This is a genomic window from Pseudomonas sp. JDS28PS106 (assembly GCF_036706555.1).
Taxonomy (GTDB): Bacteria; Pseudomonadota; Gammaproteobacteria; order Pseudomonadales; family Pseudomonadaceae; genus Aquipseudomonas.
On sequence record NZ_JBAJGT010000002.1, the window covers coordinates 196,626 to 221,789 of the forward strand.

The window sequence follows — 25,164 nt, forward strand, 5'->3', positions numbered from 1 at the left end:
CATTTAGACCGTCTTGGATAAAAACTCCAATAGCCTTTAGCTATCCAAATCTGAATTCCCTATCAAGCGACGGCGTCAGAGGTCGAGTCAGCTGCGTTCAATCCCAGGCGCGAAGCCCTTCTACCGCGAGAATGAACTGCCCTCTGTCAGTAAGCCCGACGCCACCAGCCAGCGTTCCAAGATGCTGGCCATGCATGGAGTAGATCGCATTACGCACAATCTTGAAGGTCAGAGTCCCGCCTAGCCGGACCTGGCCTTGCGCATCGATATGCCCTAACTCCACGCCATTGCTGCCGTAGACCCGGCTGCCTTCGTATGTAACTTGCGACATGACCTCTCCTTCCATGGGATTCCCAAAATCGGCGACAGAGCCTGTCAATTGATCAGGTTCGATGAAGAAGACGGGGATTCGCCAAAATAGTTCAGGCTTTGTGAAAGGAGTCCTATGAAAGGTGGCGATCCTAATCTCGCGCCCTCATAACCAGCCCCGCACCCTTAACCGGCGAAGCCTGGCGGCACTTGGGAACCTGGCGCTGCTAAGCTGAACGGCAAAAGAGGAAAAGTCCATGCCGAATTCAGACCTGTTGCCTCCCCTGCTTTCCAAACTGTACGAAAACCAGATCGCCATTGAATCCGCCATTCTCGAACTCTCGAACTGGGTCGAGCAGCAGGGCTCAGCGGAAATCGCCGATACGGTACGGGGTGCACTCGACGTGATCGATCAGAACGAAGAATTCGTCAGAATGACCCTGGCGCTGATTCAGACGCCGGGTTGAGTCGAACGCTCGCCGTTGCGAGAGATGACAGCCTGCTCGCCGCCCGTAGCGCGGCATAAGCCGTCCGGCTCTCCGGCTACGAGGTCTGCGGTCCCTGGACCGGATACGAAATGGATCGAATTGTCAGGCAGCACAGCCCGCACGTGATACAGCTCGACGCAACTGACCTGATGACCTTGAGTGACCGCACTGACCCGTATCGGTCCTACCGTCTCGCCCGCCCTGATCGGACGTGCAGCCTGGAGTTCGAGGTGGGCGGTTTTAATCAGCCGGCCGTCCTCGTCACGAGGCACCAGATGAATGCTCAGATCGCTGAGGGCCATGTCATGCGGGTTTTCGACGGTCAACCAGACGCTGACGATCCCATCGACATTGTTCATCTCGATGTTGACGCCGCTGATGGCGACTGGCGCGGGAGTCGCGGTATCGCCCGGAGGATCAACGCAAGCGCCGAGCGATAACGCGGTAGCAATGAGTCCAGCGATTTTCAGCATGTTCAGTGACCCGCAGTCAGCAACCTTCGAGTCGTCCATGAAGCGGTTTTGGATCCAAAATACTCTCTATGACCACTACATCGTCAGCCTGTCGCTTTACTTGAGCCCGCTTGTCCGGCACTCAAGCCCGCGCGTTACGACTTCGCCAGATCCCCATCGTGAGCAGAACCACGCCAGGCACCAGTAGCCCTGCCGCCGTCCAGGCGAACGCCTCCTGCCCCGATGCGCCCACCGCCGCGAAAGCACAGCCTGTGGCCAACAGCGGGATTCCCGCAACATAGAATGGATGTCTGGCAATCTTGCCCATGATGATTCTCCTTATTGATTGCTCCATGAACCATAAGGGATAGCCGGCAGACTGTCGATGCCGTCCTGGGTTTTGCCGGCACAAGCTGTCATGCCCACCTTTGAGTGCGGTCATAATGCCAATCGAATGAATGAAGGATTTGTCGCTGTGAAATTGTTGCCTTATTTACTCTTCGCCGCCCTGCTCGCCCTGATGTTCTACGCACGCAAGCGAGGCAGGGACAAGCTGGATGCAGAATTCCGCACTGCCCTCGGCGCGTTGAACATCGAGCACTACGAGCTTCTGGTAGACAAGGTCACTACGCCGAGCACGGACAGAAGCGCAGAGGTCTATCGGATCGTGCGTGACAGCCAGGATCACTACTTCCTGTACACCAAGCTCGGCAGCTCCCCCGGACTTGTACAGCCTTTGAGCAAAGAGCGCGCGTTACTGGCCGTTCAGGTCAACGGTTGATGAGCTCGTGAACGGAGCACTTTCAGAGATCGTGACTCAGCGACACGCAATTGCCGCTCAACCAATGCAGATCCCGTAGACACCCTAGCCTGGCGTTGACTTCCTGATCGAACAGACGATGCAGCGCGTCAGCATCCGCCCGAGTCATGCAGGCAGTGGACAGGGATTCCCGAATGAAATCGTCGCACTCCACCGCGAGAAGGAGCACCGCATTGATCGAATTCGAATCATGCAACCGCCTGACAAAGGTCTCAGGCCCTTCTACAGCCTGGGGATGGGTGCTCACGCGAAACCGGTACATGTCCATATCTGCTACCTGAGTAGGTGACCCCGGCAAGGCAGCGACGACCTGTGCCAGGGGAGCTCTCGCGTGCTCTAACATACAGAGCGACTGGAGACCCGCAGGGTTCAAACTTTTGAGCACCGAACTGTCCGGCCATACCAGACGGATCTCGACTAGGCGGTCAAAAGCGCCACGTCCAGCCGAGCCACCCGGACAACTGGCACAGCGCCTTTATAGACAGGCGGCTGTTGCGCCCTTAGATTTTGTGTCTCCACTCGGATACACTTTGCACACATGACCTATCTGATCCAACAGACCAAAACCTTTGCCCAGTGGCATGCTGCCGTCCGGGATCTACGAGCGAAAATCGCAATCGCCCGGCGAATCGAACGGGCCTCCGCAGGTAACCTGGGCGACGTCAAATCTGTTGGTGATGGCGTATCCGAGATGCGCGTCGACGTGGGCGCAGGCTACCGTGTCTACTACACAACCCGTGACCAGGTGCTGATCATCCTGTTGGTAGGCGGCGACAAATCCACTCAGCCTGCCGATATCAAGCGGGCCAGGAAAATGGCCAAGGAGGTTTGACCATGAGCGAGACCCTGATGCCGTTCGATATGGCGGCGATGCTCGACAGCGACGAAGCGATCAATGAATACGTTGCCCAAGTATGGGCCGAGGGCGATGCTGACGAACTGATCCGTGCTGTCGGTTATGTCGCCAAAGCACGCGGCATGGCGCAAATTGCAAAGGACTCCGGCCTGGGCCCGGCTAGCCTGTACAAGGCTCTGGCGCCAGGCGCCAAGCCGCGCTTTGAAACGATGATCAAGGTGATGAACGCGATCGGCATCAAAATGCAGCCGACGGTCTTTCCTCACCACTAAATCAGGTTTTGCGCGGGTTTTGCGCAAGACTTGAACGAAAAAGGGGATCAGCACCGTAAGTGACTGATCCCCTTATCAAAATATGGTCGGGACGGAGTGATTCGAACACTCGACCCCTAGCACCCCATGCTAGTGCGCTACCGGACTGCGCTACGCCCCGACTAGGCGTGTAACTCGCTTCGCAACTTGCAAAAGCGATGAGGAATATACCCTAAGCTTTTGAAATATGGAAGTATCTGGTGAAAATCAAGTGCGGAGCACGACCAGAACATCTTCCAGTTCGGCAATCATCTGCCGAATCATCTGCTTGTACTGCTGGGCATCATCCTTGGGTTCTCCACTGGAGAGCCGCAGGCGGGCTCCACCGATGGTGAAACCCTGGTCATAAAGCAAGCCGCGGATCTGTCGGATCATCAGCACATCCTGGCGCTGATAATACCGTCGGTTCCCGCGGCGCTTGACGGGGTTGAGCTGAGGAAATTCCTGTTCCCAATAACGTAGAACGTGCGGTTTTACCGCGCAGAGCTCGCTGACTTCACCAATGGTGAAGTAGCGTTTGCCGGGAATCGGCGGCAGCTCGTCGTTATGACTTGGTTCCAGCATAGGCTTCAACTCGGGCTTTCAATTTCTGCCCTGGACGAAATGTGACCACACGGCGAGCGGTGATAGGGATTTCTTCACCGGTCTTGGGATTTCTCCCGGGCCGTTGGCGTTTATCCCGCAGGTCAAAATTGCCGAATCCGGACAATTTGACCTGCTCGTTATCTTCCAGAGCGTGCCTGATTTCCTCAAAGAACAGCTCGACCAATTCCTTGGCTTCACGCTTGTTCAGGCCCAGCTCTTCGTACAGACGTTCGGCCATTTCAGCTTTCGTCAGAGCCCCCATACGCTACTTCCTTAATGTGGCGTTCAACCTCTCCTCAAGTGAGGTGAGGATAGCAAGTGTGGTTGCGTTTACCTCATCGTCATTAAGAGTGCGCGATGGATGCTGCCAGGTCAAGCCGACTGCAAGGCTTTTTCTATGCGGATCAATGCCTTTACCCTGATAGACGTCAAACAGCCTGAGGTCTGTCAGCCATTCTCCGGCATTTTCGCGGATTACGTCGAGAACGGCGCTGGCCGCGACATCCCGATCGGCCAGCAATGCCAGGTCGCGACGCACTTCCGGGAAGCGCGACAGCTCGTGGAATTTCGGCAGACGGCCGGTGGCGACTTCGGCAAGAACCAGTTCGAAAACGTAGACCGGACGGTCCAGACCCAAGGTCTTGGACAGCTCCGGATGAAGCGCGCCCAGGAAACCGACTTCCCGACCGTCGCGCTCGATACGTGCTGTCTGGCCAGGATGCAGCGCCGAATGCTGAGCCGGCTTGAAGGTGAAATCGTTCAGTGCGCCGGCATATCCCAGCACGGCTTCGACATCGGCCTTCACATCGAAGAAATCCACAGCGTCACGCCCTTGCGCCCAGCCTTCCGGCAGACGGCTGCCGCACACTACGCCGGCGAGCATCGGTTCCTGCTTGAGTTCGCCAAGCTGACCGACGAAACGCAGGCCGCTTTCGAACATCCGGACACGATCCTGCTGCCGATTGAGGTTGTGCTGCAGCGCCTTGACCAGTCCCGGCCACAACGACGAACGCATGGCCGCCATGTCGTTGGAAATCGGATTCGCCAGCGTCAGCGGCTGGACACCCGGGTTGAACAGCTCGAACCATTTCGGATCGATAAAGCTGTAGGTGATCGCTTCCTGGTAGCCGCGAGCAACCAGCAGACGGCGCAGCTCCGGCAGCTCGCCTTTCGCTTCGGCCCGAGCAGTGGGCGCCAGACGGGCTTGCGGGTAGCGAACCGGCAGGCGGTTGTAGCCGTACAGGCGGGCCAGCTCTTCGATCAGATCGACTTCCAGACTGATATCGAAGCGGTGACTCGGCACCTCCACGCGCCACTGACCTTCACCATCGGCACTGACGGCCAGGCCAAGAGCCCTGAGCAGGCGCTCGATCTCGGCGTTTTCGATCACCAGGCCCAGCATCTGCTCGACGCGGCCGGCGCGCAGGGTTACCGGTGCAACGGACGGCAGGTGCTGCTCGCTGGCGGCTTCGATCACCGGGCCGGCTTCACCGCCAGTAATCTCCAGCAGCAATGCGGTGGCGCGTTCCATGGCTTCACGAGCCAGCTGCCAGTCCACGCCTCGCTCGTAGCGGTGCGATGCGTCGGTGTGCAGGCCATAGGAGCGCGCCTTGCCCGCTACCGAGATGGTGTCGAAGAACGCACTTTCCAGGAAGATATCCCTGGTAGCTGCGGTCACACCGCTATGCTCGCCACCCATGATGCCGGCAATCGCCAGGGCGCGCTGGTGGTCGGCGATGACCAGGGTGTCCGGTCGCAGGGTGACTTCCTGGCCATCCAGCAGGACGAGCTTCTCGCCCTCTTCGGCCATGCGTACGCGAATCCCGCCGTTGATTTCGGCAAGATCGAAAGCGTGCAGCGGCTGGCCGAGCTCGATCATTACATAGTTGGTGATGTCGACCGCGGCATCGATGCTGCGAATGTCGGAACGCCGCAGGCGCTCGACCATCCAGAGAGGAGTCGGGCGCGACAGATCGACGTTACGGATGACACGACCCAGATAGCGGGGGCAGGCCGCCGGCGCCAGAACTTCCACCGGGCGGACTTCGTCATGCACGGCGGCCACCGGGGCGATCTGTGGACGGCTGACGTCAACACCGTAAAGCGCGCCGACTTCCCGCGCCAGACCTGCCAGCGACAGACAGTCGCCGCGGTTCGGGGTCAGGTCAACTTCGATGCTGGCATCGTCGAGCTCCAGATAAGCGCGAATGTCCTGACCTACAGGCGCGTCGGCCGGCAGCTCCATCAGGCCATCGTTACCCTCGCCCGCCTGCAACTCGGCAGCCGAGCACAGCATGCCGTTGGACTCCACGCCCCGCAGTTTGGCTTTCTTGATCTTGAAGTCGCCGGGCAGCTGCGCGCCGATCATCGCGAACGGGATCTTCAGACCCGGGCGCACGTTCGGCGCTCCGCACACGACCTGGAAAGTCTCGCTGCCATTGCTGACCTGACACACCCGCAGTTTGTCGGCGTCAGGGTGCTGTTCGGTGCTCAGCACTTCGCCAACCACTACGCCCGAGAACTCGCCGGCCGCCGGGGTCACGCTGTCGACCTCCAGACCCGCCATGGAAAGACGAGCTACCAGCTCGTCACGGGAAACCTGCGGGCTTACCCAGCCGCGCAGCCATTGTTCACTGAATTTCATCCTGCTCTCCTGATAAATACGTTACGGGCGTGCGACCTAGCGAAATTGCGCGAGGAACCGCAAGTCGTTGTCGAAGAACAGGCGCAAATCATTGACGCCGTAACGCAGCATGGCGAGGCGCTCTACGCCCATGCCGAATGCAAAACCCTGGAATTCTTCGGGATCGATCCCGGACATGCGCAGCACATTGGGATGCACCATGCCGCAACCCATCACTTCCAGCCAGCCGGTCTGTTTGCAGACGCGGCAGCCCTTGCCGCTGCACATCACGCATTCCATGTCGACTTCGGCCGACGGCTCGGTGAACGGGAAGAACGAAGGACGGAAGCGTACCGCCAGCTCTTTCTCGAAGAACACGCGCAGAAATTCTTCGATGGTGCCCTTGAGGTCCGCGAAATTGATGTCGCGATCGACCAGCAGGCCCTCGATCTGGTGAAACATCGGCGAGTGAGTGATATCCGAGTCGCAGCGATAGACGCGGCCCGGGCAGACGATGCGAATCGGCGGCTGCCGGGACTCCATGGTCCGTACCTGCACGGGCGAGGTATGGGTGCGCAGGAGCATGTTCGCGTTGAAATAGAAGGTGTCATGCATCGCACGGGCCGGGTGATGGCCTGGGATGTTGAGCGCTTCGAAGTTGTGGTAATCGTCTTCCACCTCGGGACCTTCGGCAATGCCGTACCCGATGTGCGTGAAGAATTGTTCGATACGTTCCAGAGTCCGGGTGATCGGATGCAGACCACCTGTGGTCTGGCCACGGCCCGGCAGGGTCACGTCAATGCACTCGGCAGCGAGTCTGGCGGTCAGTTCCGCTTCCTCGAACGACGCCTTGCGAGCATTGAGAACCTCTGTGACACGTTCCTTGGCGACGTTGATCAGCGCGCCGACCTGGGGGCGCTCTTCAGCGGGAAGATTGCCCAGGGTCTTCATCACCTGAGTCAGCTCGCCCTTCTTGCCAAGGTATTGAACCCGGATTTGCTCCAGGGCATTGATATCTTCTGCGCGTTGCACAGCCTCAAGAGCTTGAGAGACCAGCGCGTCCAGGTTTTCCATGTACAGACTCCAGATACGAAATAGGGGAAGAGCTGAAGGCTCTTCCCCTATTTATGACGTTCAACACCGACCCCGGAAAACCGGGGCCAGTGATTGTCGGGGACTTAGGCCAGAGTGGCTTTAGCTTTCTCGACAATCGCAGCAAACGCCGCTTTTTCGTTCACTGCCAGATCGGCCAGAACCTTGCGGTCGATTTCGATCGACGCTTTTTTCAGGCCAGCGATCAGACGGCTGTAGGACAGACCGTTGGTACGCGCACCAGCGTTGATACGAGCGATCCACAGAGCGCGGAACTGACGCTTCTTCTGACGACGGTCACGGTAGGCGTACTGGCCTGCCTTGATTACCGCTTGCTTGGCAACGCGGAACACGCGCGAACGTGCACCATAGTAGCCTTTAGCAAGTTTCAGAATTTTTTTGTGACGCTTACGGGCAATGACGCCACGCTTAACACGAGCCATGAGTTATTCCTCTAGATCTTGATCAAAATTAACGAAGGCGCAGCATGCGCTCGACTTTAGCCACGTCAGATGCGTGCAGCAGGCTGCTACCGCGCAGTTGACGCTTACGCTTTGTCGACATTTTGGTCAGGATGTGGCTCTTGAAAGCGTGCTTGTGCTTGATGCCGTTGGCGGTTTTCAGAAACCGCTTCGCTGCACCACTTTTAGTCTTCATCTTTGGCATGTTCGGATACTCCGCATTCAGTTGATAAACATAACCGCAAGGCCTGCCGTGCCCTGGTGGTTACTTCTTCTTTTTCGGGGCGATGACCATGATCAGCTGGCGTCCTTCCATCTTAGGATGCTGCTCAACGGAACCGTATTCGGCGAGGTCGGCTTCGACCCGCTTCAACAGCTCCATGCCCAGCTCCTGGTGGGCCATCTCACGACCGCGGAATCTCAACGACACCTTGGCCCTGTCCCCGTCACTCAGGAAACGTACCAGGTTGCGTAGTTTTACCTGGTAATCCCCTTCCTCCGTCCCTGGACGAAACTTGATTTCTTTAACCTGGATCTGCTTCTGGTTCTTCTTCGCCGCAGCAATCTGCTTCTTCTTTTCGAAGATCGACTTGCCGTAGTCCATGACTCGGCAAACCGGAGGTACCGCGTCGGCAGAAATTTCTACCAGATCCAGCTTCGCCTCTTCGGCGATACGAAGCGCTTCATCAATCGAGACGATGCCAATCTGCTCGCCGTCAGCGCCAATTAACCGAACCTCGCGGGCCGAGATATTCTCATTGATCGGGGCCTTGGGTGCAGCTCGTTTATCTTGTCTCATTTCACGCTTAATAATAATTACTCCGAATCTTGGCGACCACGCCGGGAAACCGCTTGTGCGAGGAATTCAGCGAATTGAGCGACCGGCATCGATCCGAGGTCGGCGCCTTCGCGAGTACGCACAGCGACAGTTTGCGTTTCAACTTCCCGATCTCCGATGACGAGGAGATAGGGAACCTTGAGCAAGGTATGCTCGCGGATTTTAAAGCCGATCTTTTCATTTCTCAAGTCGGACTTGGCACGAAATCCGCTTTGAGCCAGAGTTTTTTCCACGTCAAGGGCGAAATCGGCCTGCTTGTCGGTGATATTCATGATCACCGCCTGGGTCGGCGCCAGCCAGGCCGGGAACGCACCTTCGTAGTGCTCGATCAGGATGCCGATGAAACGCTCGAACGAACCGAGGATCGCGCGGTGCAGCATCACCGGGTGCTTGCGGCCGTTGTCTTCGGAAACGTATTCGGCGCTCAGGCGAATCGGCAGGTTGAAGTCCAGCTGCAGCGTACCGCACTGCCAGACCCGGCCCAGGCAATCCTTGAGCGAGAATTCGATCTTCGGACCGTAGAAAGCGCCCTCGCCCGGCTGCAGGTCGTATGGCAGGCCGGCGCTGTCCAGCGCGGAAGCGAGCGCGGCTTCGGCACGATCCCAGAGTTCGTCGGAACCGACACGCTTCTCGGGGCGGGTAGACAGCTTGAGCTCGATGTCCTTGAAACCGAAATCGGCGTAGACGTCCAGGGTCAGCTTGATGAAGGCCGCGGACTCGGACTGCATCTGGTCTTCGGTACAGAAGATGTGCGCATCGTCCTGAGTGAAGCCGCGCACACGCATGATGCCGTGCAGCGCGCCGGACGGCTCGTTGCGGTGGCAGGCACCGAATTCAGCCAGACGCAGCGGCAACTCGCGGTAGCTTTTAAGCCCCTGGTTGAACACCTGCACATGGCATGGGCAGTTCATCGGCTTGATCGCGTAGTCGCGGCTCTCCGACTCGGTGGTGAACATGTTGTCGGCGTAGTTGGCCCAGTGTCCGGACTTTTCCCACAGAGAGCGATCGACCACTTGCGGGGTCTTGATCTCCAGATAGCCGTTCTCGCGCTGCACCTTGCGCATGTACTGCTCGAGAGCCTGGTAAAGCGTCCAGCCCTGCGGATGCCAGAACACCATGCCCGGCGCTTCTTCCTGGGTATGGAACAGGCCCAGACGCTTGCCGATCTTGCGATGATCGCGCTTCTCGGCTTCTTCGATGCGCTGGATATAAGCCGCCAGCTGCTTCTTGTCGGCCCAGGCGGTGCCGTATACGCGCTGCAACTGCTCGTTCTTGGCATCGCCACGCCAGTACGCGCCGGAAAGCTTGGTGAGTTTGAAAGACTTGAGGAAGCGAGTGTTCGGCACGTGCGGGCCACGGCACATGTCGACGTACTCTTCGTGGTAGTACAGGCCCATCGCCTGCTCGTCCGGCATGTCTTCGACCAGCCGCAACTTGTAGTCTTCCTGGCGCGCGGTGAACACTTCGATCACCTCGGCACGCGGGGTCACCTTCTTGATGACGTCGTAGTCTTTTTCGATCAACTGCTGCATGCGCTGCTCGATCGCCGCCATGTCGTCCGGGGTGAACGGGCGCTCGTAGGCGATATCGTAATAGAAGCCGTCGTCGATCACAGGACCGATCACCATCTTGGCGGTCGGATACAACTGCTTGACGGCGTGCCCGACCAGGTGAGCGCAGGAGTGACGGATGATTTCCAGTCCTTCCTGGTCCTTGGGGGTGATGATCTGCAGGCTGGCATCGTGCTCGATCAGATCGCTGGCGTCGACGAGCTTGCCGTCTACCTTGCCGGCCACGGTGGCCTTGGCCAGACCGGCGCCGATGGAAAGCGCGACGTCGGCTACGGAAACCGCGTGATCGAATGAACGTTGACTGCCGTCGGGAAGAGTGATGGTTGGCATGGCGCCTCCTCTCCTAGTGGTGACCCCTACCAAAGGTCACATGGGTTGGGATGAGCCAGTACGTGATCCGGTGGTATGCCTGCCTCACAGTGGCAGGAGCCGTCAGGCCAACCTTGAACCGAACCAGATGACTGGATGAATACGAAAATGCCCCGCCGGTCCGGACACAGGTGCCAGCGCGGTGCGATAACGATACGGGACGCGCATCCTAGCACAGCTCACGGCTGCGAATGGCATACCTGGGTCAAACAGAGCGAAATAGATAACGACAGATACCTCGTCTGAACTGGAATGGCCCAGCGACGTCAGAACTAACCGAGACCTGTAAGATTTTTCAACCCAGGAGAACATCATGAAGCCTTCAAGCCTGTCTGCCCTGCTCGCCTGCGCTGCGATCCTTGCCCCGTTCGGTGCCCAGGCCGCCATGGACAGCTCGACGCGCACAACCTTTACCCAGGAATGCATCAGCGCCGCCAAGCAGCAGAACCTTGACGACAAAGTAGCCAAAGCCCACTGCGAATGTGGTGCCAAGCAGGTCGACACGCATTTCACGGAGAAGGAAACCGCTTCCCTGAATGACTCCAGCGCCGCTCCCAGCAGCGAACTGACCGCCAAGATGCAGAAACTGGTCGCCGAAAACTGCGTACAACCTAAAAAATAAAATATTCACAATATGACGACACGGCACTAGATGTCTTTTCGCCACTAGTGAATCCATTGACGGAATTCCCTTTAAACCGGGGCTTTCAGCTCACTTCCCAATACTTTCGAGCAAGCGTGAACAGCAGGGCGCGTTTTGAAAACGGCGCCCTTCCGCCATTTATTTCGCTCAAATGAGCAAACTTCCCGTTTGCATGCCTTTTTTTTTGCGTATTTGGACTATGATAGCCCCGTGTGCCCAGTTGGCCTGAGCAGCACGCTATTGAAAATTATGTTCTTGGAGATACACCATGTCTAATCGCCAGACCGGCACCGTAAAATGGTTCAACGATGAAAAAGGCTTCGGCTTCATCACTCCACAGGGTGGCGGTGACGACCTGTTCGTACACTTCAAAGCAATCCAGAGCGACGGTTTCAAGAGCCTGAAAGAAGGTCAGACCGTTTCGTTCGTTGCTGCTAAAGGCCAGAAAGGCATGCAGGCAGAAGAAGTCACCGTGGTCTAAGCCACCTGACTCGAAAAAAAACCCGTCATTGACGGGTTTTTTTATGACTCAAAGAAGCCTGGCCATCACCCGCAGTTGACCCGCACCACCTTGCCGGTAGCGTCGGTATTGACGTTGACCCGCTCGGAGCGATACTCCAGCGTCACCATGTCGTCAGGCCCCAGGATTCGGGCGTCCTGCGCACCGGTACGGGTACGTACCTGGTTGAGCAGGTCCATCGACGCCTGCTTGCCGACCGCGAACTGTCCACCCTCGGCGTCGCAACGACCATCGCCAACGCTGGTTGCGGTCGCCGCCGGCGCTTTCGATTCTGCGTCGGAGCCCGATGGGGTGCTGCAGCCCGCCAGCAGCGACGCCACGACGGCAAAACCAAGTGTTGCAAACTTCCAGGGCATACAGCCTCCTCTATCGATAAACATGATCAGCCTTTGTGCGACCGCGCTCGGGCGCGTTGGTTGCACCAGGGATGTACTCAGGTCGCGCGAGGATGGCTGATCGGGCGCGCCAGTGTGCCCGACCCTCATACGGAGAGGGCCTGCAAATCGTGACAAAAGATGTGACCGGAGCCCGCGTTGTGGGCTCCGGCGGATACAGCCAGAACCGGCGGATGACGACGCCCTATTTGAGGCGTGCCAGCCGCGCGGTCAGCAAGTCGAAGAAGCCCTGAGCGTCGCCGTCCGCTATCCAGCACACATTCCGTGGCTGGTCCAGCGTGCCGTACCAGTCGGCCACGGTTTGACCGAAACCAAGCCCTTCGCGGCTGTCGATCGCGACATTGATCTGCCGCCCGGAAAACAGTTCCGGCTTGAGCAGCCATGCCATGACGCTGGCATCGTGAACGGGACCGCCGGGCAAACCGTAATGCTCCATATCCAGCTTTACGTACTCGTTGAGAATATCGCCGACCAGCCCGCCCGCGCGGTTGCCGAGCGATGCAATCTGCTTGAGCCGCGCTTCGCTGGTGAGGATCTTATGGGTGACATCAAGGGGTATGTAGGTCAGCTTGACGCCACTGGCCAGCACGATCTGCGCGGCATGCGGGTCTGCGTACAGGTTGAACTCGGCCACCGGGGTAATATTGCCGCCATTGAAGTGCGCGCCGCCCATCACCACGACTTCCTTGATGCCCTGGGTGATTTCGGACGCCTGGGTCAGCGCCAGCGCCAGATTGGTCTGCGGACCGAGCATTGCGATGGTGATGCTGTGGGGCTTGGCTTCGCTGAGGGTGCGGATCAGGTAATCCACCGCATTGCCCTGCTCCAGGCCCTTGGCCGGCTCATGAACCGGCACCCCCGGCAGCCCTTCCTGACCGTGCACATTTTCGGCATAGATCGGCGTACGTACCAGCGGCCGGGGAGCGCCGGCGTACACAGGAACGTCTTCGCGCCCGGCCCACTCGCGAGCCAACCGGGCATTGCGCGAAGTCTTGTCCAGCCGCACATTGCCGGCCACCGTCGTGATCGCCATGACGTTCAGCTCTTCAGGCGAGGCCAGCGCCAGCAGCAACGCGACCACGTCGTCCGCGCCCGGATCGGTGTCGATGATCAGGTCGCGCTTCTCGGCTGCCTGTGCGGCTCCGCTGGTCAACATGGCCAAGAGCAGTGCTCCCTCGATGAGGTGTCTGGAAAGTCCTTTGAACATTGTGCAACTCCTTGTCTATGAAGATTCCGGTGGCGTGAATCTAGAACACCACGCCGGCGACCAGCGCCACATTGCTGTACGGCTGGCATTCCCCGGTGCGCACGATGGCCCTGGCCGTCCGGCTCAGAGCCTTGAGGTCTTCATGGCTGACCCAGCGCTGCTGGCCGAGCTGGTCGTCCAGGTTCAGCCCTTCGATGACCTGCAACGCAGGTGGCCGGGCGCCGACCATTTCATTGGCGAGCACATGGCTCTCGACGTGCATTTCGGTCAGGACCACATCGAGCACACTGACGAAATCCGGCACGCCCCGGGTAACCGCCAGATCGATCAGCTGGACGCCGGGCGGCACCGGCATCCCGGCGTCGATGATCATGACGATATCACCATGCCCCAGCGAAGCGATGAGTCGGGACAGTTCGATGTTGAGCAAAGGCGTCTTTTTCATGCTGAAGCGAAATCCTGTACTTCGGAAAATGTCGGTATGGAGGGCTGGGCACCGGCGCGGGTGACCGAAAGTGCCGCGGCCAGTTGAGCGAAACGAATGGCATCCGCCTCGGTGCGCCCTGTCGCCAGCGCGGCCGCGAGACCGCCGACGAAGGTATCGCCGGCAGCCGTGCTGTCCAGCGCTTCGACCACAGGCGCGGGCCAATGCTCGCAACCTTCAGGACCGGCATGCACAACCCCGCGCTCGCCCAGGGTGAGGATGACATTGCGTGCGCCGCAGGCGCGCAATACGCAGGCGACCTGTCTGGCCGCATCTGCAGAATCCACGGTCAGTCCGGTCAATGCCTGGGCTTCACTTTCGTTCGGGATCAGATAGTCGATCAGTGGATACCAGTCCTCGGGCAGCGGTCCGGTCGCCGGAGCGGGGTTGAGAATGACCGTCTTGCCCAGCTGGCGAGCTCTGGCGAGCGTATGCCGGACGGTCGGCAAGGGTACTTCCAGCTGGCAAATCACGATCCGGGCCGAGCGCAGTAATGCGTCATGGCGCTCCAGCACCTGCGGCGTCAATTCGCCGTTGGCGCCGGCCACGATGAGGATTGAGTTCTGGCCGCGGTCATCGACCACTATCGAGGCCACGCCGGTCGAAACATGATCCAGCGCGGTCAGCGCCTGGCAATCGATGGCCTCCACCAGCAAGGCCTCGCGCAAACGGTCGCCATAGGCATCGCCGCCCACGCACCCGACCATCGCCGCCGAGGCGCCCAGTCTGGCGCAGGCAACGGCCTGATTGGCGCCCTTGCCACCGGGAACCGTGGCGAATGTATGCCCGGCGAGTGTTTCACCCGGACGCGGCATGCGCTGCGCGCGGATGACCAGATCCATGTTGAGGCTGCCGACTACCACTATGTCTGCTTGCATTTCATCTACTCGTCGTTGAGGCCGGCGGGATCGGAATCGGGGTTGGAGTCGGAACCTGGCACAGCCGTGGATTCGCGCACGACCACGCTGGGCATGACCAATTGCCGGTGCACGTCGTGAGCATCGGGCGCGGCGATCCGGCGCAGCAGCATCTGCGCCGCCGTTTCACCGAGCTGGCGTATCGACTGCCCGACGGTCGTCAGCGCGGGGTACACGTAACGACTCATCTGAATATCATCGAATCCGACGACCGAAAGATCCTTGGGAACGGCAATACCGCGCTCCGCGGCGGCGCGGAGCACGGCGATGGCGATCACGTCATTACCGGCGAATATTGCCGTTGGCCGATCATGGTGCAGCAGACTGACGGCGGCCCGATAGCCCGCCGGACTGGTGAACTCGCTAGTGACCATCCAGCCTGGGGAGAGGCTGACGCCCGCCTGCTGCATGGCCCGCCGATAACCGGCCAGGCGCATCTCGGCGACCGGCGTGTCAGCCGGTCCGCCGATGCAGGCAATCCGGCGATGCCCCAGATCCAGCAGATGACGTGTCGCGAGCCAGGCGCCCTGTTCATGGTCAATGCGCACGGTGTCGGCGCTTATGCCGTCCAGCTCGCGGTCGACGACCACCAGCGGCGTGCGCACCTCGGCAAGCCCGCCAGCGACACTGACGTCGCCGTCCACCGAGGATACGATCAGACCGTCGACGCGTTTCTCCAGCAGCACCCGCAAATAGTTGCGCTGCTTGTCCGGGTTGTCGTCGGAGTTGCACAGGATCACGCAGAAGCCGTTGCGTTCGCAGTGATCCTCGATCCCCCGCGCCAGTTCGGCGAAATACGGGTTGATCCCGTTGGGGATCAGCAGCCCGATGGTGCGGGTACTCTTGGCTTTCAACGAGCGGGCGACGGCGCTGGGCACGTATTCCAGCTGCGCGATGGCCGCCTCGACCTTGAGCCGGACCGGCTCGCTGACCGGACGGGTCTTGTTCACCACGTGGGACACCGTGGTGTAGGAAATCCCTGCAAGTGCCGCTACATCTTTGATGGTTGCCATATCAGCCCTGTCGACGCGCGCGGTGGCTGCGATAAGTATCGAGGACGACTGCTACCACGATCACGGCACCGGTAATGATCCGCTTGGTCGGCTCGCTGGCGCCGATCTGCGCAAGTCCTGCAGCCAGCGTGGAAATGATCAGCACACCAAAAAAGGTGCTGATGATCGATCCCCGGCCACCCATCAGGCTCGTGCCACCGATCACCACGGCGGCGATGACCTGCAACTCAAGCCCTGCTCCGGCATTGGGGTCGGCAGCCTCCAGCCTGGATATCTGGAACAGTGCCGCGACACCCGCCAGCATCCCCATCAGCGAAAAGACCAGGATCTTGTAAGGCCTGGGGTTGATCCCGGCCAGCCGCACCGCCTCTTCGTTGGTGCCGATGCCAATCAGATAGCGGCCGAAGACCGTGCGGGTCAGCACGGCCTGGGCGACGAAGATGATCAGCAAGGCGATGATGAACGAGGGCGATATACCGAACGCCAGCGGATTGGAGAGCCAGGCGAAGGCATCACCGATGTAGGCCGTGCGCGAGCCGGTCATCTGGTACGCCACACCGCGGGCCATTTCGAGCACGCCGAGCGACACGATGAAAGACGGAATTCGCCACGCGACCGTGATGGAGCCGGTCAGGGTGCCGGCCAGCGTCGCACAGCCGATGCCAAGCAGTGCCGCCGGAAACACGCTCCAGCCCCAGCCGAGAATCGCCACGCTGACCGCCGACGCCGCGAGGGCGAGTACGGATCCGACCGAGAGGTCGATACCGCCGATGATCAGCACCAGCGTCATGCCCGTGGCCAATACCATCAGGTCGGGAATCTGGTTCGCGAGGGTACTGAACGTCTGATAGGACAGGAAATGGTCGCTGAGGATGGAAAACAGCACGATCATGGCCAGCAGCGCACCTGCCAGCCCCAGGTAGGTGCCCAGTCCGAAATAATTGCCGGTGCCACGGACCGACGTCTTCAGCGTCGGGGAATCGGTAGTATTCATGTGTCGTTCCTGAGCGCCGCTTCTTCGAGCAACGCGTCACGTTTCTGATAGCCCGCGAAGGCGGCGGCAAGCAAACGGTCCTGGGACCAGTCGTCGCGCTCGAACGTCTCGATCAGACGCCCGGCGGACAGCACGCCGATGCGGTCGCAAATCAACATCAGTTCCCGCAGGTCGCTGGACACCACGACCAGCGCGCGACCTTGACGGGTCAGCTCGGCCAGCAAGGCATAAATGTCGAACTTGGCGCCCACGTCGATCCCTCGAGTGGGCTCGTCGAACAGCATCACCGGGCAGTCTCGCTCCAGCCACCGGCCGATGACGACCTTCTGCTGGTTGCCCCCGGATAACTCCGATACCAGTTGCGCCGGTCCCGAGCTGCGAATCCGCATGGCGTCGATCTGCCGCTGCGCCAGACTCAGTTCTTCACTTGGGCGGACCACCCCGGCGCTGGAAATCGCGCCCATGTTGCCCAGCGCAATATTGGCGCTGATGGACTGGCTCATCAGCAGACCTTCGCTCTTGCGATCTTCGGTAATCAGCGCGATACCGTGCTCAACGGCGTCGGCAGGGGAACGAAGCGGAACCGGACGCAAGGGTCGGCCCGCCTCCACAGTACCGCTGTCCGCGCGATCCGCGCCGTAGATCAGGCGCAGCAGTTCGGTGCGCCCTGCTCCGATCAGCCCGGAGATGCCGAATATCTCGCCGCTGCGCACGCTGAACGAGACGTCCTGGACCTTGCCGGTGCGCCCCAGATTCCGGACAGCCAGGGCCACCTCGCCGATGCGTCGCTCGCCCATGTCGATATGCTCGCCCAGCTCGCGCCCGACCATCAGATTTACCAGTTGCTCGCTGTCATAACGCGAGATCGGCTCCACGCAGACCAGTTTGCCGTCGCGTAATACGGCGATGCGCTGGGAAATCCTGGCAAGCTCCTCCAGACGATGAGAGATGTAGATGATCGACACTCCCTCGGCGCGCAGACGCTCGATCTGCTCGAACAGCATTTCGACTTCCCGGGAGGTCAGCATCGCCGTGGGCTCGTCGAGAATCAGCACGCGGCAGTCACCGATCAGGTTGCGGGCAATCTCGACCATCTGCTGATGGCCGATGCCCAGCTCGCCGACCAGAGTGTCTGGATCGATTGCGTCGAGCCCGACCTGGGACATGGCCTTGACCGCGTTTTCACGCAGCCGTCTTCGATCAATCCAGCCAGCGCGGCGCGGCAGGTTGTCCAGAAACAGGTTTTCGGCAACGGTCAACGTGGGCAGCAGGTTGAGTTCCTGCATCACCATGCGCACGCCGAGCTTTTCGGCCTCACTTCGGCTAGCGGGCGCATAGCGCTGTCCGTTGAACTGCATGTCGCCGGTGGTTGGCGTGACCAGACCGCCGATGATTTTCGACAGGGTGCTTTTCCCCGCGCCGTTCTCGCCGGTCAGTGCCAGCACTTCACCCGGCAGCAGATGCAGGTCGATCTCACCCAGCACAGGCTGAGCGTACGTCTTGCCGATACCGGCGATCGACAAGACGGGCGTCTGTTGGGACGCTGACATAGGTTCGCTCCCGACGCCCGTCCTTGTGAACGGGCGCCACGGTCAATGGATCAAGGCTGGGTAACGAGCTCGACCGGCGTTTCGATAACGCCCTTGTCGTTGGTCTCGACCGGCTCGCCCTTGAGCTTCTTCAACGCCGCCTCGATCCCGAACACGGCCTGCCGCGCCGCGAACTGATCGGCCGTTGCGAGTACCCGGCCGTCCTTGAGCATCGGCTTGATCGCATTGATGTTGTCGTAGCCCACCACTTTGACCTTGCCCGCCTTGCCGGCCGCGCGCACCGCCGACACCGCCCCCAGCGCCATGCTGTCATTGCCCGCCAACAGGGCTTTGAGCTCGGGATATTCATTGAGCATCGCGGACGCGACCGCATTGCCTTTGTCGATTTCCCAGTTCCCCGACTGCACCGAGACCACTTTCATCTGCGCGGCATCCATGGCGTCCTTGAAACCGGCGGTGCGCTGCTGCGCATTGGTGGTGGTCGGCACCCCCTCGATGATCCCGACCTGCGCGCCAGGCTCAAGCTGTTTCGCGAGCCAGGCGCCTACCAGAGCCGCGCCCTTGCGGTTGTCAGGACCGACGAAGGGCACTTCGAGGCTCTTGCTCTTCAGCACCTGCGGGTCGAGCTGGTTGTCGATGTTCACGATCTGGATGCCGGCATCCGCCGCTTTTTTGAGCACAGGCACCAGGGCCTTGGAATCGGCCGGAGCGATGACCAGCGCGTCGACTCTCGAAACGATCATCTGCTCGACGATGCGGATCTGGCTGGATGTATCGGATTCATCCTTGATGCCGTTGGAAATGAGTTCGAAGTCGTTGGCGTGCTCTTTCTGATAGGCCTTGGCGCCATCTTCCATGGTCAGGAAGAACTCGTTGGCGAGGGACTTCATCACCAGCGCAACCTTGGGTTTGTCAGGTGTCTGAGCGTGAGCGGACAGGGGCAGGAAGGTCGTCGCGCTGAGCAGGGCAACCGCCAGCAGGCGACCAGCGAAGGGCAGCTTCATGGGTTCATCTCCGATCTTGTGATTATTATTCGGGCGAACGGCGCACAGACAAAACAGCTCGGCACGCAAACGTTTGCGGACCTCGACTATGGAAAAAGTCGAACCGATTGTCAATCGGCTTGCAACGAATCGCACCCGCCCCTCCTCGGGCCAACACGAATTCTTTCCCGCTAAGCGACTGATCCTACTCGGTTCTTGCGAAATATCTGACAGTCCAATACTGTATGCCCGTACAGCCACAATCAGGACTTCCTTCGTGTCGAGACAATCCGCAGCGACGCCCGCCGCTCCCAACGCCTACGAGCGCATGGGCATCCGGATACAGAAAATTATCAACTCTCCGACCGCGCAAAAGGCGAAAGCCGCGTTGCTTTTCAAGTTGCCCGACGAGTCCGAAGACGACTGGGCGCAGTTGCTCGAAGAAATCGGCGAAAACGACAACGTGACCCTGGCCTGGCGGGACGACGGTGGCGTCCAGCTGTTCTGGACCGTACCGAAGGAAGATTGAACGCATGATTGTCAGATTCGCCCCCGCCCTGCTCGCATCCCTGGTTGCATGCGCGCCCCTCGCTGTCCATGCCGATGCACCAAGGACTTTCAGCGAAGCCAAGAAAGTCGCCTGGGGGCTGTATGCCCCGCAGTCCACCGAGTTCTATTGCGGCTGCAAGTACGCGGGGAACAAGGTCGACATCGCCGGCTGTGGCTACGTGCCACGCAAGAATGCGACCCGGGCCAAACGCATCGAGTGGGAACACATCGTTCCGGCCTGGCAGATCGGCCATCAACGTCAGTGCTGGCAATCAGGCGGACGCAAGAACTGCACGAAGAACGATCCTGTGTACCAGCGCGCTGAAGCCGATCTGCATAACCTGGTGCCCAGCATCGGAGAAGTGAACGGCGATCGCAGCAACTACAGTTTCGGTTGGGTACCGGAGCGCAGGGGCCAGTACGGTTCATGTCTGACCCAGGTGGATTTCAAGGCAAGAAAGGTCATGCCGCGGCCTTCTATCAGGGGCATGATCGCGAGGACATATTTCTACATGAGCAAGCATTACAACCTGCGGCTGTCGCGCCAGGACCAGCAGTTGTACCAGGCCTGGAACAAGACTTATCCGCCCCAGCAATGGGAGCTGCAGCGCAACCAGCGTGTGGGTTGCGTCATGGGCCATGGCAATGAATTCGTTGGACCGATCGACTTGAAATCCTGCACCTGACGGCCTTGCCCACCGTTTGAGTGAGAGACGGCGGCCACACTTCACGCAAATGAGTGTGGCCTAATGCCACTTGTCGGACGACCGTTCACAACCGCCCGGAACCCTGTAATTTCTCTTCTGTGACTAGAGACAGCAGTCCGATCGAGGCCGCTCGTAGTACGCATGCCTGTATCGATCTTGAAATGAAGTAGCAGTCCCCGGAGCGCGTCAAGCGCTCAAGCTGCACGACCCGTACGTACTCATTTTCAGACAGGTGCATCCCCGCGCCTCACAGGCAGCTCATGAATACCCAAACGGAATTCGAGATTCATTACCAGTTCGAAGGCGAGCCGCGTCACTTTCTCCATGAGGCTGCGCAGCTTTGCCAGATCGACGCCCTGCACTTCGCAACCCTGCACGCCGGTGTAGGCACGTTCAGCGGCAACATTTCCGGTGGGCCAGTCAAACTGGCGACCTTGCAGGCGCAGGGATTCGGCGTGACCCAGGTGCGTTGGAAAAAACACGCCGCACTCCCCTGAAACGCCCAGGCCGAGCAAGCGCGCTAGACCGGCGCCTGCTCTGCCGCTCAGATCGCGGGATAGTTACCGGTCCCGTCCGGCCAGGGCGTCAGCAGCTCGAACCCGCTCTGGGTCACGGCGACCATGTGCTCCCATTGCGCGGACAGTGACAGGTCTCGCGTCAACACGGTCCACCCATCAGGCAAGGCTTTGGTGCCCGCCTTGCCCGCATTGATCATGGGCTCGATGGTGAACACCATGCCTGGTTTGAGGCGCAGCCCCTTGCCCGGCACTCCATAATGAAGCACCTGAGGATCTTCATGGTATTGACGGCCGATGCCATGACCGCAGTACTCGCGTACCACGCTGAAGCCTTCCCTATGCGCGACCGTCTGAATCGCATGGCCAATATCCCCAAGCGTGGCACCGGGACGAACCGCGTGTATGCCTGCTCGCATCGCTTCATAAGTGGTTTCCACAAGACGCCTGGCCAGCGGGCTGACCTCACCCACCAGATACATGCGGCTGGTGTCGCCGTACCAGCCATCCTTGATGACCGCGACGTCGATGTTGACGATGTCGCCGTCCTTGAGAATATCGGACGCCGAAGGAATCCCGTGACAGACCACGGCGTTGGGAGAAATACAGGTGGTCTTGGTGAAGCCGTGATAACCGACGTTCGCCGGAATGACTTTCAATTCTTCGACGATGTAACGGTTGCAGATGTCATCCAGCTCGCCGGTGCTGACGCCCGCTTTCACATAGGGTGCGATCATCGCCAGCACGTCGGCGGCCAGACGTCCGGCAACGCGAAGCTGGACCAGATCCTGTTCCGTTTTCAAGGAGATCGATGAACTCACGATGCCTCCCGCGCCAGCGAAGGCAGGTTGGCCGCCTGAAGAGCCGACAGCGAACCATCGATTTCCTGGGCGCGGATCAGCATCTGGCAGATCTCGCTGTAATCGAGCGTCGGATGCAGCTCGGCAATCATGCCGACACGCATCCAGTGTTCAGCCTGCGCGTTGATCGAGCGACCCAGCGCCAGGCTGGCCGAGCGCACATTGGCATGCATGTGTTCGGAAATTTTCACCAGTCCCATGGTTCACCTCGCAATGGAATATACGAAGCATATATGTTTCGTATATTCATAGGCAACCATGAAGGTGCTTTTGGACCATGCGGATCTAGTTGGCGCTCTCAGCCTGGATCTCAGGGTCGAGCACCTGGGTGATCCCGGCGTCGTAGACGTTGAACTGGCGCAACGCCGCGGCCAAGGCCAGGAAATCCTCGCGTTGCATCTCGTTGATCAACGGAGCGGTGAACTGATTTCCAGCCGGAGTTGTGACGGAACTGAGGGACATGACTTACCTCTTTTTTGCGGATACTGTTTATGCATACAGTATTCGCAAATACGGACCGTGGCAACCCTCCTTTGACTAAAGGCATGTCGACGCCTGCCATCCGCCCGCTTTCGCCTGTTTACCCAGACGGGAGAAAAAAGCGGAAATTAACGATCCGCTTCTATATGGGGTGGTATTAATCGGTTTTTGTCAGACCGGGCCTCAGCCAGCGATGTGAGCCGCGCCCAGTCGCTTTCAAGCACAGGGATGCCACGTGCTGCGGCCCTCGCCCGCTCGTGATAACGCCGGTCGCCGGGCAGTCGTTCCTGACCCGCATCATGAAGCTGGCGCACCAGTGCTTCGCTGCGCTCGGCGAACGGCTGGCCATGACCGGTGTCAGGGTCGATGACGATGATCAATTGCCCCGTCCAGGGCGTCTGTGCGCCGGGATGTTTGGACCAGTCGAACCCAAACGAGAAGTTACCTCCCGTGATTCCGGCGGCGAGCAGCTCGACCATCATCGACAGGGCCGAACCTTTGTGTCCGCCAAACGGCAACAAGGCACCGCCCTCCAGAATCGCCCGCGGTTCGACGGTAGGCAGGCCGTGTCGGTCGACACCCATGCCCGCCGGCAGCTGCCGCCCTTCGCGGGCCGCAATCTGCACATCGCCGTGGGCGATGGCGCTGGTCGCAAGGTCGAACACGATCGGCTCTCCGCCCGCGCGGGGCGCCGCGAACGCAATGGGGTTGGTGCCGAACACCGGTTTTTGCGCACCGTCGGGCACCACGCAGGTCATAGAGTTGACCATGCTCAATGCCACCAGGCCTTCCTGCGCGAAAGGCTCGACATCCGGCCAGAGTGCGCCGAAATGATGGGAGCTACGGATGGCAAGCACTGCGATCCCCGCCTCGCGCGCCTTGTCGACAAGCAGCGTGCGCGCCGCCGCCAGCGCCGGCTGCGCGAAGCCATTGGCAGCGTCAACGCGGACGAATGCCGCGGCCGAGTCTTCCACCACGGGCACCGCTCGACCGTCGACCCAGCCGCTGGCAAGCGACGACAGATAACCCGCCATGCGGAAAACCCCATGACTGTGGGAGCCGTCCCGCTCGGCGCTGGCGCAGTTTTCCGCCAGCACCCGCGCAACCTCGGGCGAAGTCCCGTGGGCCAGAAAGACATCACGCAGCAGGTCAGCCAGTTGTCTCCAGGGGACGTACCGAACAGCGGAATCATCGCAAGCAGTCATTTCAAGCTCCGGGGTTGTGGACGAGGACAGGCGTCGGCGTCACCAATGAGAGACGATCACATTCACGATTTAATAGAGCCAGCCTTGATACTCAATAGCCATACGTTGTTCTCCCTGCGGAAGATGAAGGGGTAGAATGCGCCATCAGTCAAGCATGGAGCGTACATGAGCAGCCCCTCACTCAGCGAAGCAGAATTCGATGCGATCACCGATGCGGCCGCGCACTGGTGCATGCGTCTGCATGCTGAGGATTGCACGGATGCCGAACGCCGGGTATTCGCCCAATGGTTCCAGGCCGATCCCCGGCACGCGGACGAGTACCGGGCGATGTCCGAAATCTGGGATGTTTCGGCTCACGTGCCGGCGGTGAACCCGCCTCCCGCTCCTGCCCCGGTGTCGACCCCTGCTGCCGGTCCGGCCGCGGCTGCTCCACGGCAAGCACGCAGACGCTCACGACATCCCGCCGCTGCGGCCGCGATGGTCGCCGCGCTGGCATTGCCGGCCGTTGGCTACGTCGGCTGGCATCAAGGCCTGATTCCCGACGGCTACGAAAGCTACGAAGCGCAGGACGCAACACGTCTGGTGACCATGTCCGATGGCAGCCGGGTAGAGCTCAACCTGGGCACTCGCCTGACCTATCTCAATTATCGCGATCGGCGCAGCGTCACCCTGAGCCGCGGCGAAGCCTTCTTCGAAGTCAGCCATGACCGCAGCCATCCGTTCGTGGTGGATGCCGGCCGCGGCAGCGTCAGGGTCACCGGCACTCGCTTCAACGTCTGGCTCTATGAGGATCAGGTTCGCGTCACCCTGCTGGACGGGTCGGTACGGGTGCGCAGCGACCGTGACCAGCCGTCCTCGGACCTGCCGCTGGAGCCCGGCATGCAGGCACGTTTCCAGCCCGGCGACTCGCAGCCCGACGTGCGTCGCACCGATCGCCATGACACCAGTCTGGCCTGGCGTACCGGCAAAGTGATCTTCGACGACTTGCCGCTCAGCGAAGCCTTGCCGATGATCAACCGCTATCTGCCCGAGCCGGTTCTGCTGGCCGACAAGGCCACCGGCCAACTTCGACTGGGCGGAAGCTACAACACCCGCGACATGTCGACACTGCTCGGCATCCTGCCGAAAGTCTTGCCCGTTCAAGTCAGCCGCAACCAACAAGGCAATCCGGTCCTGAGCAAGCGGGCGACGCCTGCATCCAGAGGCTGATCGCCGCCACACATCCTGCAACACCCTGGCGAACGAGCTTGCAGCCCCTCGATACGGGCTTATGCAGCCGACAGGGTCCTGGCTTCACCCCGGAGCAAGGCGTATTTTCGACGAAGCGTTGAGGATTCCGGCTGCTCGTTCGTCTAAGTAAACGAGTT

Annotated in this window: 34 protein-coding genes and 1 tRNA gene; 10 read left to right on the forward strand and 25 right to left on the reverse strand. The window is 60.1% G+C overall.

Annotated features, from left to right (window positions below):
• Window positions 1-97: 97 nt before the first annotated feature.
• Window positions 98-331, reverse strand: a complete 234-nt coding sequence (locus TRP66_RS04080; protein WP_333400067.1) for a hypothetical protein — start codon at window positions 329-331, stop codon at window positions 98-100.
• Window positions 332-566: 235 nt separating this feature from the next.
• Between TRP66_RS04080 and TRP66_RS04085 the strand changes: the two genes are divergently transcribed.
• Window positions 567-776, forward strand: a complete 210-nt coding sequence (locus tag TRP66_RS04085; protein ID WP_333400068.1) for a hypothetical protein — start codon at window positions 567-569, stop codon at window positions 774-776.
• Here the strand turns inward: TRP66_RS04085 and TRP66_RS04090 are convergent.
• On the reverse strand, window positions 761-1,270 hold the full coding sequence (locus TRP66_RS04090) for a hypothetical protein (RefSeq protein ID WP_333400069.1): 510 nt from the start codon (window positions 1,268-1,270) through the stop codon (window positions 761-763). The genes TRP66_RS04085 and TRP66_RS04090 overlap by 16 nt on opposite strands.
• 121 nt (window positions 1,271-1,391) lie before the next feature.
• Window positions 1,392-1,577 carry a hypothetical protein gene (locus TRP66_RS04095; RefSeq protein ID WP_333400070.1) on the reverse strand — a complete coding sequence of 62 codons (186 nt, stop codon included), beginning with the start codon at window positions 1,575-1,577 and terminating at the stop codon, window positions 1,392-1,394.
• A gap of 57 nt (window positions 1,578-1,634) precedes the next feature.
• Here TRP66_RS04095 and TRP66_RS04100 point away from each other — a divergent pair, with 57 nt between their 5' ends.
• Window positions 1,635-2,030 (forward strand): hypothetical protein, encoded by a 396-nt coding sequence (locus TRP66_RS04100; protein WP_333400071.1) that lies wholly within the window; start codon window positions 1,635-1,637, stop codon window positions 2,028-2,030.
• 22 nt (window positions 2,031-2,052) lie between these two features.
• On the opposite strand, the gene TRP66_RS04105 is transcribed toward TRP66_RS04100, so the two are convergent.
• Window positions 2,053-2,337: a hypothetical protein gene (locus TRP66_RS04105; protein WP_333400072.1), complete on the reverse strand. Its 285-nt coding sequence runs from the start codon at window positions 2,335-2,337 to the stop codon at window positions 2,053-2,055.
• 270 nt (window positions 2,338-2,607) lie between these two features.
• On the opposite strand from TRP66_RS04105, the gene TRP66_RS04110 reads away from it, so the two are divergent.
• A complete protein-coding gene (locus TRP66_RS04110; RefSeq protein WP_333400073.1) occupies window positions 2,608-2,901 on the forward strand; it encodes a type II toxin-antitoxin system RelE/ParE family toxin in 294 nt (97 codons plus the stop codon).
• Between the two features lie 2 nt (window positions 2,902-2,903).
• On the forward strand, window positions 2,904-3,197 hold the full coding sequence (locus TRP66_RS04115; protein WP_333400074.1) for an addiction module antidote protein: 294 nt from the start codon (window positions 2,904-2,906) through the stop codon (window positions 3,195-3,197).
• Between the two features lie 83 nt (window positions 3,198-3,280).
• Here TRP66_RS04115 and TRP66_RS04120 read toward each other — a convergent pair.
• The 9 genes from TRP66_RS04120 to thrS all read right to left on the reverse strand — a co-directional run bounded on the left by TRP66_RS04120 (window position 3,281) and on the right by thrS (window position 10,736).
• A tRNA-Pro gene (locus tag TRP66_RS04120) sits at window positions 3,281-3,357 on the reverse strand.
• An 86-nt stretch (window positions 3,358-3,443) separates the two neighbouring features.
• Window positions 3,444-3,800, reverse strand: coding sequence for a MerR family transcriptional regulator (locus TRP66_RS04125; protein WP_333400075.1), 357 nt, complete (start codon window positions 3,798-3,800; stop codon window positions 3,444-3,446).
• Complete coding sequence (ihfA, locus tag TRP66_RS04130) at window positions 3,781-4,083, reverse strand: integration host factor subunit alpha (RefSeq protein WP_002553164.1); 303 nt, start codon at window positions 4,081-4,083, stop codon at window positions 3,781-3,783. Before ihfA ends, TRP66_RS04125 begins: the two co-directional genes overlap by 20 nt.
• A 3-nt stretch (window positions 4,084-4,086) precedes the next feature.
• Window positions 4,087-6,465, reverse strand: a complete 2,379-nt coding sequence (gene pheT / locus TRP66_RS04135) for a phenylalanine--tRNA ligase subunit beta (protein ID WP_333400090.1) — start codon at window positions 6,463-6,465, stop codon at window positions 4,087-4,089.
• Between the two features lie 36 nt (window positions 6,466-6,501).
• Entirely contained in the window at window positions 6,502-7,518 is a 1,017-nt protein-coding gene (gene pheS, locus TRP66_RS04140) for a phenylalanine--tRNA ligase subunit alpha (RefSeq protein WP_333400091.1), read from the reverse strand.
• Between the two features lie 104 nt (window positions 7,519-7,622).
• Window positions 7,623-7,979 carry a 50S ribosomal protein L20 gene (gene rplT / locus TRP66_RS04145; RefSeq protein ID WP_016963673.1) on the reverse strand — a complete coding sequence of 119 codons (357 nt, stop codon included), beginning with the start codon at window positions 7,977-7,979 and terminating at the stop codon, window positions 7,623-7,625.
• 28 nt (window positions 7,980-8,007) lie between these two features.
• Complete coding sequence (gene rpmI, locus TRP66_RS04150; RefSeq protein ID WP_027620572.1) at window positions 8,008-8,202, reverse strand: 50S ribosomal protein L35; 195 nt, start codon at window positions 8,200-8,202, stop codon at window positions 8,008-8,010.
• 60 nt (window positions 8,203-8,262) lie between these two features.
• Window positions 8,263-8,814 carry a translation initiation factor IF-3 gene (gene infC / locus TRP66_RS04155; RefSeq protein WP_333400332.1) on the reverse strand — a complete coding sequence of 184 codons (552 nt, stop codon included), beginning with the start codon at window positions 8,812-8,814 and terminating at the stop codon, window positions 8,263-8,265.
• Window positions 8,814-10,736, reverse strand: a complete 1,923-nt coding sequence (gene thrS / locus TRP66_RS04160) for a threonine--tRNA ligase (RefSeq protein WP_333400092.1) — start codon at window positions 10,734-10,736, stop codon at window positions 8,814-8,816. Before thrS ends, infC begins: the two co-directional genes overlap by 1 nt.
• Window positions 10,737-11,088: 352 nt before the next feature.
• On the opposite strand from thrS, the gene TRP66_RS04165 reads away from it, so the two are divergent.
• The gene (locus TRP66_RS04165) at window positions 11,089-11,397 is read left to right on the forward strand and encodes a hypothetical protein (RefSeq protein ID WP_333400093.1); all 309 of its coding nucleotides are present in this window, start codon (window positions 11,089-11,091) and stop codon (window positions 11,395-11,397) included.
• Between the two features lie 289 nt (window positions 11,398-11,686).
• Window positions 11,687-11,899: a cold-shock protein gene (locus TRP66_RS04170; RefSeq protein ID WP_024685433.1), complete on the forward strand. Its 213-nt coding sequence runs from the start codon at window positions 11,687-11,689 to the stop codon at window positions 11,897-11,899.
• 65 nt (window positions 11,900-11,964) lie between these two features.
• Here TRP66_RS04170 and TRP66_RS04175 read toward each other — a convergent pair whose 3' ends face one another.
• From TRP66_RS04175 to TRP66_RS04210, 8 genes are all read right to left on the reverse strand, one after another.
• Window positions 11,965-12,294, reverse strand: a complete 330-nt coding sequence (locus tag TRP66_RS04175; RefSeq protein WP_333400094.1) for an I78 family peptidase inhibitor — start codon at window positions 12,292-12,294, stop codon at window positions 11,965-11,967.
• A gap of 223 nt (window positions 12,295-12,517) precedes the next feature.
• Window positions 12,518-13,540, reverse strand: coding sequence for a nucleoside hydrolase (locus tag TRP66_RS04180; protein ID WP_333400095.1), 1,023 nt, complete (start codon window positions 13,538-13,540; stop codon window positions 12,518-12,520).
• 40 nt (window positions 13,541-13,580) lie between these two features.
• A complete protein-coding gene (gene rbsD, locus TRP66_RS04185; RefSeq protein WP_333400096.1) occupies window positions 13,581-13,985 on the reverse strand; it encodes a D-ribose pyranase in 405 nt (134 codons plus the stop codon).
• The gene (rbsK, locus tag TRP66_RS04190; RefSeq protein WP_333400097.1) at window positions 13,982-14,902 is read right to left on the reverse strand and encodes a ribokinase; all 921 of its coding nucleotides are present in this window, start codon (window positions 14,900-14,902) and stop codon (window positions 13,982-13,984) included. Before rbsK ends, rbsD begins: the two co-directional genes overlap by 4 nt.
• A 5-nt stretch (window positions 14,903-14,907) precedes the next feature.
• The gene (locus TRP66_RS04195) at window positions 14,908-15,954 is read right to left on the reverse strand and encodes a LacI family DNA-binding transcriptional regulator (RefSeq protein ID WP_333400098.1); all 1,047 of its coding nucleotides are present in this window, start codon (window positions 15,952-15,954) and stop codon (window positions 14,908-14,910) included.
• Between the two features lies 1 nt (window position 15,955).
• Complete coding sequence (locus tag TRP66_RS04200; RefSeq protein ID WP_333400099.1) at window positions 15,956-16,948, reverse strand: ABC transporter permease; 993 nt, start codon at window positions 16,946-16,948, stop codon at window positions 15,956-15,958.
• Entirely contained in the window at window positions 16,945-18,498 is a 1,554-nt protein-coding gene (locus TRP66_RS04205; RefSeq protein ID WP_333400100.1) for a sugar ABC transporter ATP-binding protein, read from the reverse strand. Before TRP66_RS04205 ends, TRP66_RS04200 begins: the two co-directional genes overlap by 4 nt.
• Window positions 18,499-18,548: 50 nt before the next feature.
• Window positions 18,549-19,502: a sugar ABC transporter substrate-binding protein gene (locus TRP66_RS04210; RefSeq protein ID WP_333400101.1), complete on the reverse strand. Its 954-nt coding sequence runs from the start codon at window positions 19,500-19,502 to the stop codon at window positions 18,549-18,551.
• 307 nt (window positions 19,503-19,809) lie between these two features.
• Between TRP66_RS04210 and TRP66_RS04215 the strand changes: the two genes are divergently transcribed.
• From TRP66_RS04215 to TRP66_RS04225, 3 genes are all read left to right on the forward strand, one after another.
• Window positions 19,810-20,010, forward strand: coding sequence for a DUF1654 domain-containing protein (locus TRP66_RS04215; RefSeq protein ID WP_442965170.1), 201 nt, complete (start codon window positions 19,810-19,812; stop codon window positions 20,008-20,010).
• A gap of 4 nt (window positions 20,011-20,014) precedes the next feature.
• On the forward strand, window positions 20,015-20,716 hold the full coding sequence (locus TRP66_RS04220; protein ID WP_333400103.1) for an endonuclease I family protein: 702 nt from the start codon (window positions 20,015-20,017) through the stop codon (window positions 20,714-20,716).
• A gap of 281 nt (window positions 20,717-20,997) precedes the next feature.
• Window positions 20,998-21,234 (forward strand): DUF6555 family protein, encoded by a 237-nt coding sequence (locus tag TRP66_RS04225; protein ID WP_333400104.1) that lies wholly within the window; start codon window positions 20,998-21,000, stop codon window positions 21,232-21,234.
• Between the two features lie 47 nt (window positions 21,235-21,281).
• Here the strand turns inward: TRP66_RS04225 and map are convergent, their stop codons facing one another.
• From map to TRP66_RS04245, 4 genes are all read right to left on the reverse strand, one after another.
• Window positions 21,282-22,073, reverse strand: a complete 792-nt coding sequence (map, locus tag TRP66_RS04230) for a type I methionyl aminopeptidase (RefSeq protein WP_333400105.1) — start codon at window positions 22,071-22,073, stop codon at window positions 21,282-21,284.
• Window positions 22,070-22,312 (reverse strand): ParD-like family protein, encoded by a 243-nt coding sequence (locus TRP66_RS04235; RefSeq protein WP_333400106.1) that lies wholly within the window; start codon window positions 22,310-22,312, stop codon window positions 22,070-22,072. Before TRP66_RS04235 ends, map begins: the two co-directional genes overlap by 4 nt.
• 85 nt (window positions 22,313-22,397) lie before the next feature.
• A complete protein-coding gene (locus tag TRP66_RS04240) occupies window positions 22,398-22,574 on the reverse strand; it encodes a hypothetical protein (protein WP_333400107.1) in 177 nt (58 codons plus the stop codon).
• Between the two features lie 146 nt (window positions 22,575-22,720).
• The gene (locus tag TRP66_RS04245; protein WP_333400108.1) at window positions 22,721-23,797 is read right to left on the reverse strand and encodes an Ldh family oxidoreductase; all 1,077 of its coding nucleotides are present in this window, start codon (window positions 23,795-23,797) and stop codon (window positions 22,721-22,723) included.
• 165 nt (window positions 23,798-23,962) lie between these two features.
• Between TRP66_RS04245 and TRP66_RS04250 the strand changes: the two genes are divergently transcribed.
• Window positions 23,963-25,006 carry a FecR family protein gene (locus tag TRP66_RS04250; protein ID WP_333400109.1) on the forward strand — a complete coding sequence of 348 codons (1,044 nt, stop codon included), beginning with the start codon at window positions 23,963-23,965 and terminating at the stop codon, window positions 25,004-25,006.
• Window positions 25,007-25,164 lie beyond the last annotated feature (158 nt).